Below are 17,914 nucleotides of genomic sequence, written 5' to 3' on the forward strand. Positions count from 1 at the left end.
GGAGGTTTGGAGGTTTGGAGGTTCGTTCGGGGATTGGAGAGGAGGTGCGTTTCAGCCGACGGCGCGGAGATGGTCGCGCAGGCCGCTGCCGTACGCGGTGGGGGTGCCGTCGTAGTCGCTGATCAGGGAGGGGCCGGAGGAGCAGTCCCAGGTGTTCCAGGTCCAGCCCAGATACGAGATGCCCCGCTCGTCGAACCACTTCATGGCGCGGTCGACGAACGAGTGGGCGCAGGTGTTCTCGCCCAGCTCGCCCGCGACGAGCGGAACTTTGGCGGCGACGGGTGCGAGGGTCGCGTCCCAGCACGACTCGCTCGCGCAGCTGTTGAAGTTGTATCCGTGGTAGGCGGCGGCGAGGTTGCCCGCCGGGTCGGACGGGGCGCGGGCGAGCCACTGGCTGAGGTCGTTGGCGTAGGCGATGCCGCCGGCCAGGACGAGGTTGCGGGCGCCCGCTGCCCGTACGGCGTCCAGCAGGTCCTGCATCCCCGCGACCTCGTAGCCGATGCCGGGACAGCTTCCGCCGTCGCGCCAGCAGCTCCAGGCCTGGTCGGTGGTGGAGGTGGCGCGGTCCGGATACGGCTCGTTGAACAGGTCGAAGACCACGGCCGGGTCGCTCTTGAAGGTGGTGGCGACCGAGGACCAGAACGCGGGTGCGTACTGGGCGTCGGGCATCGGTTTCTGGCAGCCGGCGTGCACGTCGGAGCAGCCGGCCGAGTTGCCCGTGTACTGCCCGTACGACCAGTGGAGTTCGACGACCGGCGTCATCCCGTGGGCCTCCACGCGGTGAACGAGGTCCCGAACCGCGCTGATGTAACGGGCGCCCGCGTAGGCCGGGTCGATGTTGGACAGACCGAGCCAGCACTCCTCGTTGAGGGGAATGCGCACGGTGTTGGCGTGCCAGGCGGCGATGGCGGTCACCGAGGCGTCGTCCACCGGGCCGTCGAAGATGCCGCGGCCCTGGACGCACATGAACTCGGCGCCGGACCGGTTGACGCCGAGGAGCCTGCGCGTGGCGCCGCCCGCGTCGACCAGCTTGTTCCCGGAGACGCGGAGCACGGGCGCGCCGGTGCCGGGGGTGGGGGAGGGAGAAGTGGGGGTCGGGGACGGGGTCGGGTCGCCCGCGCCGGTGGTGGCGCACGGCTCGCCGTTGAGGGTGAACGCGCGGGGCGGTGTGTCGGCGCCGGACAGGGAGGCGAGGAAGCCGAGGGTGACGCTCGCGCCGTGGGCGAGCGAACCGTTCCAGCTCTCGTTGACGGCGGTGACGGAGCTGCCGGACTGGGACCACTTGGCGTTCCAGCCCTGGGTCACCTTCTGGCTGCCGGTGAACGCGAAGCCGAGGCTCCAGCCGGACAGCGCGGAGGCGTTGTTGGTGATCGTGACGGAACCCTGGAAGCCGCCGCCCCACTCATTGGTGACGGCGTACGCCACCGAACAGGACGGCTCGGCTCCGGATGCCGTGACGTGCGGGACGACGACGGCGCTCGCGAGCACGAGCGCCGCCGCGGTGAGGGGTAATGCCAAGCGCGGGGGGTGTCGCATGAGCGGATCCTTCACGGCCGGGACGTCGGCAGATGCCCGGCGTCCGACGGATGGAAGCGCTCCCACTGGTGGGGCATCACGGTAGGGGCTCGGGTGGCGCATGGCAAGGGAGGAGGACGCGATACGTCTTGGCAGGCTCCCCGGGTGCCTACCGCTGGGCCGTAGGACCCTTCCCGCGAAGGGGCTCGGCATCCGCCTGGGTCCAACTGCCCTAGAACAGCGAACGAGTTGGGCTCCGATGACGTCTTATGACTTCGACTCCTCAAGCATCTTGACCGCAGCCCCGTCCAACTCCATGCTGGGAGCGCTCCCACTGGTTCAAGACTTGTGTGCAAGCTCCTGTGCCACCCGGTAAGCGCTACCTACTGCGGGTGGCGTGGAAGATCTCTCGGTCGTTATGTCGCTACTTCGCCCGTCAGCCCGATGCCGGCCTCGGAGAGGTGCCGGCCCCGCACCCGCGTTCGCGGCGCCTGCCCGCGCGGCCGGGCGCGCGGCGCCGTCGGTTCCTGGGCCCGGTTGTGCCCCGCCCCAACGGGGTCGCACCTCGGGAAACCTCCCCTCCCTCCCCCCTCCCTTCTTTCCTCCCCCCACCTGATCGAACGAAGTGTGGCGGAGGTGTGTACGAGTGGGAAGCCGGGGCAAGCGGATACGTATCGTGACCGTTTCAAGTGGAGGATTCCTCATGCTGATGGCTCACCCGGCAGTGCTGCGCGATCTCCTCGCCGAGTACGACGCGCTCAGTGCGCTGAACGCGGCCGAGGGCACCGACGCGACCCGTCGGCGCCTTGAGGACGTCTCCTACACCCTTTGTGTGTCGACCGGTACGCGGGATGTGGACACCGCCGTGATCGCCGCGCGCCACCGGCTGCCCGGTGCGCGGACCTTCGACGACTCGGTGCTGAGCGCTTGAGCGGAGTCCGGAAGAGAACAGCGTGGAGCGGATGACCGAAGGCGGGGTGCCCGGCGGGTGGGCGGCGGAGGGTGCGGCCGAGGAGGCGGCGCGGCTGCGCGCGGAGGTCCGTGACCTGCGGGCCCAGGTCCGCAGCCGACCGCTCATCTCCCACGCCCAGGGCATCCTCCAGGAGCGCTACCGGCTGTCGGACGCCGACAGCGCCTTCACGCTGCTGCGCCGCTCCTCGCAGCGGTACAACGTGAAGCTGCGCGTCCTGGCCGGGGCGGTGGTGAGTACACCGAGACCTGACGGCCCCGCCGACCTGTGGTTCCCCGGACGGGTGCGCGGGAGGCCGCCCCGGCTGGACATGGTCGGCGTCGACGACCCCGGCCACGTCAACCGGGGCGCGGTGCTCGGCGCGCTCCTGTCGCAGACCCTGGCCATCACGGGCACGGACATGGGCAACGTCCAGATCAGCGACCCGACCGCGGGCGGTCTGCGGTTGGAGCAGCACACCGGCCACAGCGCGCACTTCGTCGAGTTCTTCGCCTTCGTGGGTGAGGACGGCACATCGTGTGCGAAAGCCGCCAAGAACGTCGAGCTGACCACCGTGCACGACGTCGCCACCGACGCGGTGTTCACCGAGGAGGCGCGTCACACCATCCTCGCCGCGGGCAGCCGCGCCTGTCACAGCGTTCCGCTGGTCAGCGCGTCGGGCGCGTGTCTGGGAATCGTCTCGGCCCACCTCGAACGCCCTACGAAGGCCCTGCACCCGGTCCAGGCCAAGGCGCTCGCCGCCACCGGCCGGCAGGTGGGGAGCTGGCTCGCCTGGCACGAACACACCGTCGTCCTGGACGCGTTGGAGTACCTCCACGCCCTGGGCCGCTCGGGGGGCGCGGAACCGGAGGTGTGATCGGCCGCCGCGGGTCGCGGGGGCGGCTGGTCGAGGTGCTGGCACGTGTGGGTTTCGGTCCCTGCGGGCGCACAGAATAGGGCAGTTCCGGGCGGCCGGTGGGCACACCGCCCAGAAGCCCGGAGTATTGGCCTCGGCACGGTTGAAGTCGATATGCTCCTGTTTCGGAGTGGTCAGGAAGCGGCTACCCCGCTCATCGTCGTACTGCCGATCAGTGGGAGTCCTCTGTGCCCGTACCGCTCTCGTCGTCCCGCATGCCCCAAAACGCGTCCCCGCCGGGAGGGGGACAGGCTCTTCTGCTGGTCGACGACCACGAGGACAATCTGTTCGCCCTGGAGCACGCCCTCAGGCCGCTGGGGCGGCCCGTCCTGCTGGCCACCAGTGGTGAACAGGCACTCAAGACAGCGCTGCGCGAACCCGTCGCCGCGGTCGTGATGGACGTGGTGATGCCGCACATCGACGGTCTGCAGACCCTCTCCTACCTGCACCGCCTCGACCAGACCCGCGATGTGCCCGTACTGCTCGTCACCGGCACCAGCCGCGACAACCGGCTCGCCCGGCTCGCCTTCGAACTCGGCGCCGCCGGGCTGCTGCTCAAACCCCTCGACCCCTGGGGGCTGTGCTGTCACGTGCGGACCCTCGCCGACCTCTACACCCGTGCCTGCTCACCGGCCGTGCCGTAGGGGCTGGCCCGCTCCACGCCGTCAGCCCAGGACGAACGGCAGCCGCTCGGCCAGCGCGCCGAGTTCGGCCCGCTCGGCTTCGGTCGGTGCCCGGCGGCCGGTGCCCACCAGGAGCGCGTCACGGTCGCAGAGGCCGGCGGGGAAGGCCGCCCCGACGATCGCATCCAGCGCCGCGCGGGAGTGGGCCAGGCCCTCGGCGGGCGGCCCAGCGGCCTCCGGCAGGTGCGCCACGAGGTCGAGATGGTGCAGCGTCGACTCCATGACGTACGTGGCGAGATAGTCCTCCACGGTGAGCACCAGGTCGCGCGTGCTCACCCGGGCCGAGGGTGCCGCGAGTGCGGCGGCGCGTCCGGCCGCGGAGCCCACGTCGTCGAGGTGGAACCTGAGCAGGCCCGGGTCCTCGTAGGCGGCGGCCAGCCGCACGGTCAGCGCGTCGAGCGGGTCCTCGCCGGTCGGCGGGTGGTCCTCGACGTGCCAGTACGTCAGGGCGTCGGCGGTCGGTTCGGTGTCGGCGGGCGTGGCGAGGGTGATGAGGATGTCCTGCGCGTCGACGATCAGATGGCAGACGAGGTCCCGCACGAGCCAGCCGGCGCAGCCGGAGGGGCGTTCGAAGTCATGGTCGGGCAGTTCGGCGACGGCCGTGAGCAGAGCCGTCCATGAGTCCGCGAAGTGGTCCACAGAGGCACGGTAATGCGGTGTCCGAACGCCGAACAAGCCCGTTCCGGCGTGGTGACGGCCGGGCCGGGGCCGCCGCCGATGCCGGATCCGTCCTCGGAACGGCGGCAGGATTCGCCCCGCGGGGCTCGTGTCAGCGGCTTCCTTCCATACGTGTGCGCGCACCGGCGGCGAGCAGTTCGGCGCGCCTCTCCTCGTCCTGGGCGAGCAGGGCCAGGAGCGAGGCGACCGTGAGGCCCGCCTCCGCCTCGGCCGGATGACGCAGGACCTTGCCCGGCTCGATCCGGTAGGTGTTGCCGCGTCCCTGGCGTGTGTGGGAGAGGAATCCGGCCTGTTCCAGATCGGCGATGATCTTCTGGACGGCGCGTTCCGTGAGTCTGCAGTGCGCGGCGATGTCACGTATCCGCGCGTTCGGGTTCTCGGCGATGACCGCGAGCACACGCGCGTGGCTGGTGATGAACGTCCATCCTGTGTGCGTTTCCGGTACTCCACCCATGGGCGGATCGCACGCCCTGAGCTTCATGTATAGGAACATGCGAATCCTACTTCATGTATCTCTTGACGTGTCTCCCGTCCGGGCGGGAATCTGGGCGCGGAGGATGGACCCAGCGGACCCTGGAGACATGGGAGATGGCCATGGCGCAGCCGTCACACTCGGCCGAGCCCGTCGACGCGGGGGCCGCCGAGTCCGATCCGGGGCTGGAGCTCGGGCAGTTGCGGCGGGCGATGCGGAGCCGGGGAACGATCGACCTGGCCCGGGGGGTCCTCATGGCGGTCTTCGCCATCACCCCGGAAAAGGCCTGGGCCGCGCTGGTCATGACGTCCCAGAACACCAACATCAAGCTGCATCGTGTGGCCCAGCAGGTGGTGGACTCCGCCGGAGGCGCCCCCCTGCCTCCACAGATCCGCAAGCGGCTGTCGGCGGCCGTCGCCGAACTCGCCGCCGGGGCCGGATCGGCGGGACCGCTGGGCGACGTCCGGACGACGGACTCCGGGCGCGACGGCGGTCTTCCCCGGTGCCCCTGATTCCCGTGCCGCACGAGACGATCGGGAATTCGATGTTTTCACCGGCGCGGACGAGGTAGTTCGTAAGGGCGTTGTCTTCGTACGGAGGACGTAGGCGCCGGACAGGTTGGGACCATCAGCCGCCGGCGCCGCCTACCTCGGCAGCTCCTCGCCGCAGCGGGCGCAGTAGCGTGCGTCCGACTCCGCTGCCATCCGCCCGCACGCCGGGCAGACGCGGTCCAGTGAACACGGCGCCTCGCCGCCTTCGTCCAGTTGGGCGGTGCGGACGCCGATCTTGAGCCCGGGGCGCCGCCGGTGCACGGACAGATACGCGAGTCCGTCCGGCCCGGCGGACAGGGCGCGACGGGCCGTTCGCGGCAGCCAGGCCACGGTCCCGGGCGCCAGGGGCTGGGGTTCCACCCCGTTGTCGAGCCGGCCTGTGCCCTCGACCACGACCAGCAGCACGTCCAGTTCGGATTCGACGTGCTCGGCCACGGACGCGTCCGGCGGCAGCCGCACCAGATTGGCGTCGAGCTGTCTGCCCTCTTCCGCCAGCCGCCACAACGCGCCCCCCTGCCCTTCCTCGGCGGCGGCGACGGTCTCGTACAGGGTGACCAGCACCCGGGAGGTCTCGGCTGGGGCGTGCAACGGTGTCTCCTGACGGCGCTGGGGGACGCTGACGGGCTGAACGAGGCACCGTACCGGATTCGGACGGGCGGGCGTGAAGTGCCTCCCGGCGCAGGGGCCCCGGACGACCCCGGTGACGCGCGCGTCGGCTTACCGGGCCGACTCCCGGATGATGACCCGGCCGCTCCGCTACCCGCCGACCAGAGCCGCCACGAGCCGGATCATCCGGGCCCGGGGGTCCGCGGTGCCCGGCCAACTCGTCATCAGGAGATGGTGGGCGGCGCCCACCACGGCCAGGGCCGCGGCCTGCGGGTCGACGGTGGCCGCCACCCGTCCGCGCCGGCGTTCGGCCACGAGGTAGCGCTCGATGGAGTCCTCGATCGCGGCGAAGCCCGGCGCGCCCGCTTCCAGCGCCTCCCGGACACGCAGGGCGGCGGCCGGGCGCGTCATGGCCGCAGCCGCGACGGCCGGACCGCCCGAGTCGAGCAGCGCCAGGGCGACCGCCCCGAGGTTCTCCGCCACCGTGCCCTCTCCGACGAGCCCCGACAGGGCCTCGGCCCTGGCGGCGGTACGGGCGAACCGGTCGAGGCAGAGCTCCGCGACGAACTCGTCGAGCCCCGCGAAGTGCGTGTGCAGCAGCCCCTTGGCGCACTCGGCCTCGGTGGTGACGGCACGGCTGGTCAGCACGCCGGGGCCGCCCCGCTCCAGGATCCGCTCGGCTGCCGCGAACAGCCGCTCCCGTACGTCCGGCGTCGCCACTCCGCGCGGTGACATGGGCCCTCTCCCGTTTCGCTGCCGTGATCGCGGGGGTCTTCCCCGCTCCGCGGATCTTAGCCGGGGTTGTCAGTATGGGCGCTCGCCCATACTGTTTGGGCGTACGCCCATTCTCTGTCGTCGCGCAGGAGGCACCCATGCCGGACGTCGTCAACACCGAGCAGGCGCAGGCCTGGAACGGCCCCGAGGGCGCCCACTGGGCACGCCATCAGGACCGCTGGAACGCCGTGAACGAGGGCTTCGACGAGCCGCTTCTCGACGCCGCGGCGCTCACCGCACAGAGCCGTGTCCTCGACATCGGCTGCGGGGCCGGCCAGACCACGCGCCTCGCCGCGCGCCGGGCTCCCCGGGGGCGCGCGCTCGGGCTCGACCTGTCCGGCCCGATGCTGGCCGAAGCCCGCGCCCGGGCGGAGCGCGAAGGCCTGCGCAACGTCTCCTTCATCCAGGGCGACGCGCAGGTCCACCCCCTGGAGCCCGCCGCCCACGACTGTGCCGTCAGCCGCTACGGCGTGATGTTCTTCGCCGACCACGTGGCCGCCTTCGGCAACATCGGGCGGGCGCTGCGGCCGGGCGGGCGTCTGGCGTTCGTGTGTCCGGCGGACGCCGGGGCCAACGGCTGGGTCGAGGCGCTGCTCGCCCTGCGCGGTCTGCTGCCGCTCGGTGATCTGGCCCGGCCTGGACTGCCCGGCATGTTCTCGCTGGCCGATCCGGACCGTATCCGCGAAGTCCTCACGGCGGCCGGGTTCACCCGCATCACCGTCACCAGGGCCCAGGCGTACGGGACGTGGGGGAGCGGCGCCGCGGACGCGGCGGAGTTCCTGCTCGGCACCGGACCCGGCAGCCACCTTATGGCGCAGGTGGACGAGGAGACCGGGGCCGGTGCCCGCAGGACACTGCAGGAGTGGCTGCGGCCCCATGAGGCGGCGGACGGCGCCGTCCGGCTGCTCAGCACCTCGTGGCTGGTCACGGCGGACCGCCCGGCCTGAAACCGGCCCGGGGTGTTTTCGGCGGGCCGGGCCGGGAATCCAGGGAAGGCCGTTCCCGTACGGCGGGGACCGCTCGGGGAGCCCCCGGGCTCCCCGGAAGTTCCCGCCAGGTTCCGGAAGTTCCCGGGAGATCCCAGAAGGTTCCGGGGAGTTCCCGCAATTGACGACGAGAAGGGCTGTCATGCCGAGTCCCACCGCAGCGCGTCCGGCCCGCACCCCCTTGCCGCCGTTGCACCGCGTCGAGCTGGCCGGCTCCGGGCCCGAGGACGTCGTGTTCGACGCCTCCGGCCGGCTGCTGGCGGGTGTGGCGGACGGGCGCGTCCTGCGGATCGGCCTTCCCGGACCGGGCGGGCCCGCGCGTACCCCGGACGTCGTGGAGGTCGCCCGGACGGGCGGACGCCCCCTGGGCCTCGAAGTCCTGCCCGACGGGCGGCTGTTGGTGTGTGACGCGGAGCGCGGACTGCTGCGCGTCGATCCGGACGGCCGCCGGGCGGGTATCGAGGTCCTGGCCGACTCGGTGGCGGGGGCGTCGCTGCGTTTCTGCAGCAACGCCGTCGCGGCGGCGGACGGCACGGTCTACTTCACGGTGTCCAGCCGCCGTCACGGCCTCGACGACTGGCTGTCCGACATCGTGGAGCACGAGCCCACCGGCGTACTGGCACGGCTCGCACCCGGGGGCGAGCCCGAAGTGCTGCTCGACGGGCTCCAGTTCGCGAACGGCCTGGCGCTCGCGCCCGACGAGTCGTCCGTGACGGTGGCGGAGACCGGCGCGCGCCGTCTGACCCGGCTGTGGCTGACGGGCCCCGCGTCCGGCCGCCACGACACCCTGGCCGAGAATTTGCCCGGCTTCCCCGACAACATGTCCCGCAGCCCCCGCGGCGGCTTCTGGGTCGCGCTCGCCGGGCCGCCCATGCCCCCACTGGACCTACTGCACCGGACCGGACCCCGGCTGCGCCGCGCGGTGGCCGCCGCGGCCCGCCGGCTGCCGCCTCCACCCGCCCTCGGCGGCGCACGGGTGGCCGAGGTGGACGCGTACGGGAGGGTCGTGCGTGAACTGCGCGGGCGCGGCTACCGGATGGTGACCGGCGTGGCGGAGCACGCGGGACGGCTCGCCCTGGGCAGCCTCCGTGAGGATGCCGTGGCCTGGTGCGACCTCGGCGGGTCCGCGACGCACTGACCGCACGCCTGCCGTTGACCTCGGTGTCGGTGTCGGTGTCGGTGTCGGTGTCGGTGTCGGTGGACGGCGGTACGGCGGCGAGCGGCGCGATCCTCCCCACTGGAGAGACCCGCGAGGAAACGAGACGTTCCGTCTTGACCGGCGAGCCCGGGCGGGGCATAGTGGGCGCATCAAGCGAGACGCAACGTCTCGCCACGAGGAGGGGAGCGCCGGATATGCGTACGTCAGCCGAGGGGACCGACCGGGTCTGGTTCATCACCGGCGCCAGCCGCGGCCTCGGCCGCGCCTTCGCCGAGGCCGCACTGGCCGCGGGTGACCGCGTGGCCGCCGTGGCACGCACCGCCGGGCCGCTGGAGGAGCTGGCCTCCGCCCATCCGGGGCGGGTCCTTCCGCTCACCGCGGACGTGACCGACCGGGACGCGGTCTTCGCGGCCGTGGCCGACGCGGTGGCCCGGTTCGGGCGGCTCGACATCGTCGTCAACAACGCGGGCATGCTGTCGATGGGCATGATCGAGGAGTTCACCGAAGCCGAGGCCCGCGCCCAGATGGACATCAACTTCTTCGGCGCGCTGTGGGTGAGCCAGGCGGTGCTGCCCACCCTGCGCGAGCAGGGCTCCGGGCACATCGTCCAGATCTCCAGCATCGGCGCGCTCGCCGGCTTCCCCAGTACGGGGCTCTACGGCGCCAGCAAGTTCGCGCTGGAGGGGATGAGCGAAGCGCTGGCCATGGAGGCCGCCGGTTTCGGGGTCAAGGTGAGCATCGTGCAGCCCGGCGGCTACTGGACCGACCTCTACACCGCCATGCACACCACGGACGCCAGAGAGGAATACGGGCCGCTGCGCGCCGAGTTGGAGAAGCAGTTCGCCGAGGGGTCGGTCGACAGCGACCCGAAACTGGCCGCCGAGGCGCTCCTCAAGCTCGTGGACAGCGACGAACCGCCGCTGCGTCTGCTGCTGGGAAGCATGATCTACGATCTCGCCTTCGACATCTCACGCAAGCGCATGGACACCTGGGCCGCCTGGGAGGACGTCAGCCGTGCCGCCGAGCACGCCATCCCCGCAGGAAGCGGCACGGGCCACTGACCGCGACTCCGGGAAGCGCCTTTCTAGGGCGTGAGGAGCGAACACCCGCCGGCAGGGTCCGCCACCGCCGCCAGGTGGGCGCGGAACCAACGGTGGCCCGGGTCCGCCGAGTTGCGGGGGTGCCAGGCCATGCCCAGCTCCAGGGGCGCCAGGTCGAGAGGGACGGAGAAGGTGCGCAGCCCCAGCGCGGCGATGGTGTCGGTGAGCCAGTCGGCCAGGGTGAGGGCGACGAGGTCGGTGGTCCGGGCGAGCAGCATCGCACTCGTATGGCTGGGCACCACGACCGCCGTACGGCGGCGCAGCCCGAGCTCCGCGAGCGCGCTGTCGATGGGGCCGAGGCGTTTGCCCAGCCGGGAGACGCCGATGTGGTCGGCCGCGGCGAAACGGCGCGCGGTGATGCGCCCGTCGAACAGGGGGTGACCGGCGCGGGCGACACCCACCAGCGGTATCCGGGTCAGCGCCCGGGTGCGGATCTCCGGGTCGAGGTGTTCCAGGACGCCGAGTTCCACGTCGACCAGGCCCTGGCGCAGGGCCGGGCCGCCCTCCATGGCCTCCGGCAGGAAGACCACGTCCACGTGGGGGGCCTCGGCGCGGACGCGGTCGGTCAGGGGCCCGGCCAGACCCGCCATCAGCAGGTCGGTGGCCTGGACGGTGAACGTGCGATGGAGGTGCGCGGCCTCGAAACCCGCCCCGGGCCGCAGAAGGTTCTCGCAGCCGCGCAGCAACGCGCCCACCTCGTCGCGCAGTTCCAGGGCGCGCGGGGTCGGGACCATGCCCTGCCCGGCCCGGACCAGCAGGGGATCGCCGACGGCGCGCCGCAGCCGGGCCAGCGTACGGCTGACGGCGGCGGGCGAGGTCCCGAGCCGCTCAGCGGCGCGGGTCACGCTGTTCTCCTGGAGCAGGACGTCCAGTACACGCAGCAGATTGAGGTCCAATACCGCTCCTGAGCTGCGTTGTTACATCTGAGGCAAGAATGTGGTGCTCATTCTTGCATGGTGCGCGGAGCTCCCCGTGGCGAGAGTGGAGACGTCCGCGAGACCTCTCGCGTGATGTTCAGCCCACCCTCCGAGGGAGCCTTCCGTGCACCAGTCCCCCCGCCCCGGCCGCGCCGGCGATCTACTGGCAGTGGTCAGCCAGAGCGGGCCCACCGTCTCGTTCTTCGACGCCGCCACCGACCGGCACGTGGACACCATCGACGTCCTCGCCGAGCCCCACGAGTTGTGCTTCGACCCGACGCAGCGCCTGCTGTGGTGTGCCACCACGTACGACTCCGGCTACTACCACGCGAACGGCGGCCGGCGCACCGAACTGACCGTCATCGACCCCGACACGCGCCGCGTCGTCGAGGTGATCGACCTCGCTCCCGAACACGGCCCGCACGGGCTGGCGTTGGACGCGGCACGCCACCGCCTCTATGTGAGCGTGGAGGGTTCGGCTGACCGGCCCGGCGGAGTCGTGGTGATCGACACCGAGACCCGTCGGCCCCTGGGCAGGATCGACACGGACGCGCCCGGTCCGCACTGGTTCGCCATCGACCCCCAGGGCAGGACGGGGTACGCCACCAACAAGGAGGCGCCCTTCGTCTCGGTCGTCGACCTCGAACGGGGCGTCCTCACGGCGAAGGTCGAGGTGCCGGGCAGTGAGGGGCTCGCGGTGTCCGCCGACGGCTCCCACGTCTACGTGGCCTCCCCGTACGCCGGTTCCTTCCTCTCGGACACCGGTGACCGGCCGGACACCGGGATCACGGTCATCGACGCCCGCACGTCGTCCGTCGTCGACACCCTGCGCACGGACGGTGTGGTGCTGCCGGTGCATCTCACCTCGACCGGCCTGCTGCTGGTGGGTGAGCTGCGGACGGAACCCGACCCGGCGTCCCGGCTCGGCCGCCAGGCTCCGGGCCTGCTCACGGTGGTCTCCGCCGACACCCGCGAGCGGCTGGGCGCGGTGGAGGTGGGGCTCTTCCCCCTGACCATCACCTCGTCGCCGGACGGCCGGCTCGCGTACGTGTCGTGCGTGGTCTCCTCCACCGTCCACGTCGTGGACCTTCGGACGATGGAGGAGCTCGGCCGGCTGGACATCGCCAAGACGGGCGAGCCCGGCGCGCACGGGCTGGCGTACATCCCGCGCGCGGCCGGGAGCCCGGAAGCCGTCCGGACCGGGCCGGGGCTATGACCCGATTGGGATCCGGAGCACCTGCCCCGGCACGATCTTGTCGGGGTCGGTGATCTGGGCCGGATTGGCCCGCACGATGCGCGGATAGAGGGCGGCGTTGCCGTAGTACGACTTGGCCAGCGCCGACAGCGTCTCGCCCTTGGCCACCGTGTGCTCGCGGTATCCGTAGTAATCGGGCACGATGCGCGGCCCGTAGACGACCGGGACGGTGACGGCGTTGATCTCGCCGCCGTCCCGGGCCCTCGCCTCGAAGACCTGGACGAGCAGCCGGTCGGCCTGGAAAGCGGTGTGGCCCACATCGACGGTGAAGTGGAACTGGCCGTGCTCACCGCTGCCGCCGCCCGCGGTGAACGTGCCGGTCACCTGCTGGTGGCCGTCGCTGATCCGGTACTCCAGAGTGGCTTCGAAGCCGGTGGCGACGCCGCCGACGTGGATCGGGTTGCCGACCAGGTCGAGTGGGCGCGGTTGGTCCACGCGGTTGGTCATGGAGCCTCCCCAGGGAATGAGTTGTCCGGCACTGGCAGCTTGGGCGGTGCGCCGACGGAAGACAACCGCGGGCTTCGGTCGTTTTTCGTCCGCGCCGCGCTGACGTACCGGCCGCGCCCAGCCCCCGGGGAACGGCAACCGTGTCCGTCGAGTGACGGGTGGTCAGACGGAGTCGCCCGTCATACCGCCGATCATCTCGGCCAGTACGCTCCGCCGGTCCTCGCCCGGCAGGGGCCGCAGGGGGCGGGCCAGCCGGTCGCTGTCGTAGTGCCAGCGGTGGTCGAGGTCCCGGGGCACGGCGCCGCTCTCGCGGATCTCGGCGTGGGTGCCGAGCAGGTCCGTGAGGTCCTGGGCGAGGTCGTGCCAGGAGACGTGACCGCTCACCGCGTTGGCGACGCCGTGGACGGGGCGGTCCAGGCACTCCGTCGCCGCACGGGCCAGGGCCGCCGCGTGGACCCAGGCGGCGCCGTACCAGGGGTGGCCGGCGGTGCCGGGACGGGGCACCTCGATCGCCTCGCCCCGGACGGCGGCCTGGTAGAGCGTGCCGAGGGCGCCCCAGCGCAACTGCTCACGCAACCGCTCGTGCGCGCCCCAGACGATCGGTGACCGCACGGCGCTCGCTCCGCCGCGCCCGTCGGTACCGGCCGCGCGCAGCACCATCGCTTCGCAGTCGGCCTTGGCCCTGCCGTATGGACTCAGGGGCTCGCAGGACGGAGACTCCTCCACGACGCGCTGGGCGCGCGGATGCCCGTACGCGTCGACGCTGCTGACGAAGACGAAGGGGCCGCCGCGCCAGGCGTCGACCATCGTCTCCATGGCCGCCAGGTCCACGTCGGGCCGGGTGAAGGTGGAGGCGGCGTGGATGACGGCGTCCGCGTCCGCGACGGCGTCGCGCAGCCCGGCCAGGTCGGTGAGGTCGCCCTCGACCACGTCGACGCCCTCGGCGGCGATCAGATGGGCGGACTCGGGGCGCGCCAGGGCCAGTACGGGGCGGCCCCGGGCGGCCAGTTCCCGCAGGACGAACGCGCCGACACCTCCGGTCGCGCCCGTGACCAGCACGGTGCCGGGCCGGGTGGCCCGGGACCGGGCGGGCCTGGCGGTGGCCTTGGCGGTGGCCTTGGCCGCGGCCTGCTGGGCCGCGCGCTCGTCCAGGAGCGCGGTCAGCGCCCGGGGCGTGCGGGCCTGGAGCACGTCGAGGCCGGTGAGCGGCAGGCCGAGCCCGGCCCGCAGACGTTCGGCGAGCTGCACGGCGACCAGGGAGTGGCCGCCCAGCTCGAAGAAGTCGCCGTCGGGCGGCGGGGCTAGCCCGAGCAGCGCCGTGAACGCCTCGGTGACGGCGGTGGCTCGCGGTCCGGAAGGGGCGGCCGGGGCGGCGGGGGCGGCTGTACCGGGCAGCCCGTCGGTCGTCCGCGGCAGCGTGTCGAGCACCGTGACCGCGGCGGGCACGGACTCCGGCGCGAGCGAGCGGCGCAGCAGACCGAGCAGCTCGTTGCCGGACGGTCCGGCGCTGTCGTCGAGGACGGCGTAGGCGACCGGCCGCCCCTGCTCGGACCGGACGACCACCGCGTCGGCGACCTGGGGGTGGGCGCGCAGGGCCTGGGCGGCCGGGTGCGCGTCCCTTCCGGCGGGGGCGGCCCCGGACGGGGCCTCCGCCGCGGCCCGGGTGCCCCGGTCCCGAGGTGCGCCGAGGCCGGGCACCTCACTCAGGGCGCGTTCCGGGTCGGCCGCCGCCGCCTCCAGCACGGCGGCGTAGTCCCGTACGGTCGCCTCGGCCGCGGCGTCGTCCAGCGCGCCGCGGTCGAACTGCACCAGCGCCGCGGGCTGTTCGGCCTCGCCGAGCGCCAGGCCGTAGGACAGGGTGAACTTGGCGCCCCCGGTGGGTACGTCCACGTACTCGGGCGAGGTGCCGGGCAGCCGCAGCACCGTCGGCTCGCCCAGCACGTCGCAGGTGACGCGGACCAGCGCGGTGCCGTCGGCGCCGCGTGCCGTGGCGCCGAGGCGCTCCAGGGCGAGGTCGAAGGGGATGTGCCGGTGCCGCTGGGCATCGAGGAGCGCGTCGCGTACGCGGTGCAGCAGTTGGATGAAGGACGGGTCTTCGGAGGCGTCGACGCGGACGGGCAGGGTGTTGACGCACAGACCGACCAGGCCGCGCATGGCGACTCCCGCGCGGTGGGTGCCCGCCACGCCGATGACCAGGTCGTCGTCGCCGGTGAGCCGGTGGAGCGCGGCGAACGCGGCGGTCAGCGACACCGCGAAGAGCGTGGCCCGGTGTCCGGCACCGAGGCTCCGCAGCGCGTCGGGCAGAGCGGGTGCGAGCGGCACGGTGTGGACGGCCGCCGACCGGGGCGGGTCGGACGGCGCCGGGGCCGCGGGCGCGGGGAGCCGGGGCGGGGCGGCGTCGGCGAGCAGGGCGCTCCAGCGGTCCAGTTCGGCCCGCAGACCCGGTATCGCCTCGTGCTCGCGGCGCGCGTGGTCGGCGTACTGCGGCGGCGCGTCGGGGAGGGCCGGACCGGAGCCGTCGACGGCCGCGGTGTACAGCGCGGCGAGTTCGTCGGCCACGGTCTCCAGGGAGCCGCCGTCGATGGCGATGTGATGGAACGTCAGCAGTACGGTGTGGTCCTGCTCCGCGTGGCGCAGGACGCGGGCCCGTACCGCCTCGCCCGCCGCGAGGTCGAACGGCCGGGCCGCCTCCTCCCGCAGCAGCGCGGGGGCGTCGGCCGGGTCGGCCTCGACGACGGGCACGGCGACGGCGGTCGGGGCCGGAAGCACTTCCTGGAAGGGCTCGCCGTCCTTCTCTCCGTAACAGGTGCGCAGGATCGTGTGCCGGACCACCAGCGCGCGCAGGGCGGTGGCGAGCGCGGCGGCGTCGAACGGGCCGCGCACCCGAGTCGCGAAGGGGACGTGGTACGAGTCGCCCGCGCCGCCGAGCCGTTCCATCAGCCACATGCGGCGCTGGGCGCGGGAGAGCGGCAGACGGCCGGACCCGGGGGCGGTGCCGGCCGGGACGGCCGGGGAGCGCCGGGCGGCGCCGGCGCGGGCCCTGCGCAGCAGTTCGAGCTGGAGCCGTTGTTGTTCGGCTCGGGTCGTGGGGTCGGCGTCAGTGGGCATCGCTGTGCTCCGGGGTGCGGGGGTGGAGGTCGCTGTGGGCGGACAGCAGGGCCCGTTCGATCAGGGCGGCCTGCGCGGCGACGGTCGGGGCGGCGAAGAAGTCGGCCAGGGCGAGCTCCACGCCGAGCTCCTCGCGCAGGTCGTCGGTGACGGCGAGGGCGAGCAGGGAGTGACCGCCCAGGGCGAGGAAGTCGGCCTCGCCGTGGGTGACCTCGCTGCCCAGGGACCGGCTCCACACCTCGGCGACGGCCTGCTCCAGCGGGGTCATCGCCGGAGCCGGCGCCTCGGCCGGTTCCTGGGCGGTCTGCGGGCGGTGGGCCAGCGCGCGCCGGTCGACCTTGCCGGAAGGCGTCAGCGGAAGCCGCTCCACCAAAGTGAGGGCGTCCGGCACCAGATGGGCGGGCAGGACGGCGGTGAGCCGGCCGCGCAGCGCGGAGGCGGTGGGCACCCGGCCGGGCGCGGCGACGACGAACGCGACCAGACGTGCCTCGGGCGTGCCCGGGCCGTCGACCGTGACGGCGGCGTCGTCCACGTCCGGCTCGCTACGGAGGGCGTGTTCGACCTCGCCGGGTTCGATGCGGAACCCGCGGACCTTGATCTGGTCGTCGTTGCGGCCGTGGAAGTCCAGGACGCCGTCGGGGCGGGCGGAGACGAGGTCGCCGGTGCGGTAGAGGCGTCCGGCGGTCGGGTGGTCGACGAAGCGCTCGGCGGTCAGCTCGGGCCGGCCCGTGTAGCCGTCGGCGAGCCGGGTGCCGCCGACCCACAGCTCGCCCCGCCCGCCGTCGGGAACCGGGAGGCCGTCGGCGTCCAGGACGTGGACGGTGGCCCCGGCGATGGGACGGCCGATCGGCGGCGGCGCGTCGCAGTCGTGCACGGTGACCGTGTGTGCGGTGGCGAAGGTGGTCGTCTCGGTCGGCCCGTAGCCGTTGACGAGTTCCAGCCAGGGGAAGGCGGTCAGCACATCGCGAGCGTGGCCGGCGGCCATGGCCTCACCGCCCACGACGACCGAGCGGAGCTGGGCGAAGACCCGCGAGCGGCGAGCGGCGAGCTGGTGGAAGAGTGCCGTGGTGAAGAACGCCACGGTCACGCCGTGGCGTTCGACGTGCCGGGCCAGGTCCTCCAGGGACGGCCGGGGCACGGTGCACACCACGACCGCGGCGCCGTTGGCGAGCGCCGTCCACACCTCGAACGTCGAGGCGTCGAAGGTCATCGGCGAGTGGAACAGCACCCGGTCGCGGGCGGTGACGGTGACGTACTCGGGCGCGGTGACCAGTTCCGCGACGGCCCGGTGCGCGATGGTGACGCCCTTGGGGCGGCCGGTGGAGCCGGAGGTGAACATGATGAAGGCCGGGCTGTCGGCGGCGGCGCCACCGGCCGACGGGCCGCCGCTCAGGGGCGTCTCCGGCAGGGCGAGGACGGGCCCGCTGAGTCCGGCGGCGTCCAGCAGCTTGGCGTCGCCGAGCGTGAGGGTGACTCCCGCGTCGGCGATCATCCCTTCGGTACGGGGCCGGGGCTGGGCGGGATCGAGCGGTACGCACACGGCGCCGGCTCCCCACAGGGCGAGCTGCGCGACGACCGTGCGGGCGGAGCGGGTGGTCAGCAGCGCCACGCGGTCGCCGGGCACCACCCCGTGCTCGCGCAGATGCGCGGCGAGGGCGCTTCCCGCCCGGTCGAGCTGAGAGTAGGTGAGGGTGGTGTCGCCGTCGACCACGGCCAGGGCGTCGGGGGTGCGGGCTGCGTGCCGGGCCACGAGGTCGGGCAGCGCGGCGGCGGTGCGGTGTGCGGGGGTGGATGTCAT

General features: G+C 73.1%; 17 protein-coding genes. 8 read left to right on the forward strand and 9 right to left on the reverse strand.

The annotated features are described in order from the left end of the window. Nucleotides 1-51 precede the first annotated feature (51 nt). A complete protein-coding gene (locus tag ACZ5ID_RS31170) occupies nucleotides 52-1,536 on the reverse strand; it encodes a cellulose binding domain-containing protein (protein ID WP_468904543.1) in 1,485 nt (494 codons plus the stop codon). A gap of 682 nt (nucleotides 1,537-2,218) precedes the next feature. On the opposite strand from ACZ5ID_RS31170, the gene ACZ5ID_RS31175 reads away from it, so the two are divergent. The 3 genes from ACZ5ID_RS31175 (at nucleotide 2,219) to ACZ5ID_RS31185 (ending at nucleotide 4,024) form a co-directional block, all read left to right on the forward strand. Then, the gene (locus tag ACZ5ID_RS31175; RefSeq protein WP_468904545.1) at nucleotides 2,219-2,446 is read left to right on the forward strand and encodes a DUF5133 domain-containing protein; all 228 of its coding nucleotides are present in this window, start codon (nucleotides 2,219-2,221) and stop codon (nucleotides 2,444-2,446) included. Between the two features lie 31 nt (nucleotides 2,447-2,477). After that, entirely contained in the window at nucleotides 2,478-3,341 is an 864-nt protein-coding gene (locus tag ACZ5ID_RS31180; protein ID WP_468904718.1) for an ANTAR domain-containing protein, read from the forward strand. A 254-nt stretch (nucleotides 3,342-3,595) separates the two neighbouring features. Then, nucleotides 3,596-4,024, forward strand: a complete 429-nt coding sequence (locus ACZ5ID_RS31185) for a response regulator (RefSeq protein WP_468904548.1) — start codon at nucleotides 3,596-3,598, stop codon at nucleotides 4,022-4,024. Nucleotides 4,025-4,045: 21 nt separating this feature from the next. Here the strand turns inward: ACZ5ID_RS31185 and ACZ5ID_RS31190 are convergent, their stop codons facing one another. Next, entirely contained in the window at nucleotides 4,046-4,702 is a 657-nt protein-coding gene (locus tag ACZ5ID_RS31190; RefSeq protein WP_468904550.1) for a maleylpyruvate isomerase N-terminal domain-containing protein, read from the reverse strand. Nucleotides 4,703-4,832: 130 nt separating this feature from the next. Further along, nucleotides 4,833-5,195: a MarR family transcriptional regulator gene (locus tag ACZ5ID_RS31195; RefSeq protein ID WP_468904553.1), complete on the reverse strand. Its 363-nt coding sequence runs from the start codon at nucleotides 5,193-5,195 to the stop codon at nucleotides 4,833-4,835. 140 nt (nucleotides 5,196-5,335) lie between these two features. Here ACZ5ID_RS31195 and ACZ5ID_RS31200 point away from each other — a divergent pair, with 140 nt between their 5' ends. Continuing rightward, nucleotides 5,336-5,725 (forward strand): ANTAR domain-containing protein, encoded by a 390-nt coding sequence (locus tag ACZ5ID_RS31200; protein ID WP_468904555.1) that lies wholly within the window; start codon nucleotides 5,336-5,338, stop codon nucleotides 5,723-5,725. A 132-nt stretch (nucleotides 5,726-5,857) separates the two neighbouring features. On the opposite strand, the gene ACZ5ID_RS31205 is transcribed toward ACZ5ID_RS31200, so the two are convergent. Both ACZ5ID_RS31205 and ACZ5ID_RS31210 read right to left on the reverse strand, forming a co-directional pair. Then, nucleotides 5,858-6,352, reverse strand: coding sequence for a hypothetical protein (locus ACZ5ID_RS31205; protein ID WP_468904558.1), 495 nt, complete (start codon nucleotides 6,350-6,352; stop codon nucleotides 5,858-5,860). A 168-nt stretch (nucleotides 6,353-6,520) separates the two neighbouring features. Further along, a complete protein-coding gene (locus ACZ5ID_RS31210; RefSeq protein WP_468904561.1) occupies nucleotides 6,521-7,105 on the reverse strand; it encodes a TetR/AcrR family transcriptional regulator in 585 nt (194 codons plus the stop codon). 137 nt (nucleotides 7,106-7,242) lie between these two features. Between ACZ5ID_RS31210 and ACZ5ID_RS31215 the strand changes: the two genes are divergently transcribed. The 3 genes from ACZ5ID_RS31215 to ACZ5ID_RS31225 all read left to right on the forward strand — a co-directional run bounded on the left by ACZ5ID_RS31215 (nucleotide 7,243) and on the right by ACZ5ID_RS31225 (nucleotide 10,350). Beyond that, nucleotides 7,243-8,091 (forward strand): class I SAM-dependent methyltransferase, encoded by an 849-nt coding sequence (locus tag ACZ5ID_RS31215; protein WP_468904563.1) that lies wholly within the window; start codon nucleotides 7,243-7,245, stop codon nucleotides 8,089-8,091. 181 nt (nucleotides 8,092-8,272) lie between these two features. Further along, nucleotides 8,273-9,268, forward strand: a complete 996-nt coding sequence (locus ACZ5ID_RS31220) for an SMP-30/gluconolactonase/LRE family protein (protein WP_468904565.1) — start codon at nucleotides 8,273-8,275, stop codon at nucleotides 9,266-9,268. Nucleotides 9,269-9,483: 215 nt separating this feature from the next. Next, nucleotides 9,484-10,350 carry an SDR family NAD(P)-dependent oxidoreductase gene (locus ACZ5ID_RS31225; protein ID WP_468904567.1) on the forward strand — a complete coding sequence of 289 codons (867 nt, stop codon included), beginning with the start codon at nucleotides 9,484-9,486 and terminating at the stop codon, nucleotides 10,348-10,350. A gap of 23 nt (nucleotides 10,351-10,373) precedes the next feature. Here ACZ5ID_RS31225 and ACZ5ID_RS31230 read toward each other — a convergent pair whose 3' ends face one another. Then, nucleotides 10,374-11,285 (reverse strand): LysR family transcriptional regulator, encoded by a 912-nt coding sequence (locus ACZ5ID_RS31230; RefSeq protein WP_468904569.1) that lies wholly within the window; start codon nucleotides 11,283-11,285, stop codon nucleotides 10,374-10,376. A 145-nt stretch (nucleotides 11,286-11,430) separates the two neighbouring features. On the opposite strand from ACZ5ID_RS31230, the gene ACZ5ID_RS31235 reads away from it, so the two are divergent. Beyond that, nucleotides 11,431-12,522: a YncE family protein gene (locus tag ACZ5ID_RS31235; RefSeq protein WP_468904571.1), complete on the forward strand. Its 1,092-nt coding sequence runs from the start codon at nucleotides 11,431-11,433 to the stop codon at nucleotides 12,520-12,522. On the opposite strand, the gene ACZ5ID_RS31240 is transcribed toward ACZ5ID_RS31235, so the two are convergent. The 3 genes from ACZ5ID_RS31240 to ACZ5ID_RS31250 form a co-directional block, all read right to left on the reverse strand. Beyond that, the gene (locus tag ACZ5ID_RS31240; protein WP_468904573.1) at nucleotides 12,517-13,008 is read right to left on the reverse strand and encodes a Gmad2 immunoglobulin-like domain-containing protein; all 492 of its coding nucleotides are present in this window, start codon (nucleotides 13,006-13,008) and stop codon (nucleotides 12,517-12,519) included. The genes ACZ5ID_RS31235 and ACZ5ID_RS31240 overlap by 6 nt on opposite strands. 162 nt (nucleotides 13,009-13,170) lie before the next feature. Next, nucleotides 13,171-16,116 (reverse strand): condensation domain-containing protein, encoded by a 2,946-nt coding sequence (locus ACZ5ID_RS31245; RefSeq protein ID WP_468904575.1) that lies wholly within the window; start codon nucleotides 16,114-16,116, stop codon nucleotides 13,171-13,173. Then, nucleotides 16,106-17,914: a non-ribosomal peptide synthetase gene (locus ACZ5ID_RS31250; protein WP_468904577.1), complete on the reverse strand. Its 1,809-nt coding sequence runs from the start codon at nucleotides 17,912-17,914 to the stop codon at nucleotides 16,106-16,108. The genes ACZ5ID_RS31245 and ACZ5ID_RS31250 overlap by 11 nt, the downstream gene beginning before the upstream one ends.

This window comes from Streptomyces sp. NPDC031670 (assembly GCF_055580545.1).